Source organism: Delftia sp. ASV31, assembly GCF_016428765.1.
GTDB classification, from domain to species: domain Bacteria; phylum Pseudomonadota; class Gammaproteobacteria; order Burkholderiales; family Burkholderiaceae_C; genus Comamonas; species Comamonas acidovorans.
In genome coordinates, this window is record NZ_JAELTK010000320.1 from 1 (window position 1) to 302 (window position 302).

General features: G+C 75.2%; 1 pseudogene. It reads left to right on the forward strand.

Annotated elements, in window-relative coordinates:
* A pseudogene (locus JHD82_RS29625) lies at positions 1-127 on the forward strand (ABC transporter ATP-binding protein); the annotation flags it as partial.
* Positions 128-302: the final 175 nt, after the last annotated feature.

Consider the following 302-nt stretch of genomic DNA (forward strand, 5'->3'; position numbering starts at 1 on the left):
CGGCTTCGTGTTCCAGGCCTTCCATGTGCTGCCGCACCTGGATGTCTGGCACAACGTGGCCCTGCCGCTGATGCTGCTGCAGCGGCTGGATGCGGCGGGCCGCCAGCGCGTGCAGCAACTGCTGCAGCTGTCTCTTATACACATCTCCGAGCCCACGAGACGCTGACGTTGATCTCGTATGCCGGCTTCTGCTTGAAAAGGGGGGGGGGGGGGGGGGGGGGGGGGGGGGGGGGGGGGGGGGGGGGGGGGGGGGGGGGGGGGGGGGGGGGGGGGGGGGGGGGGGGGGGGGGGGGGGGGGGGGG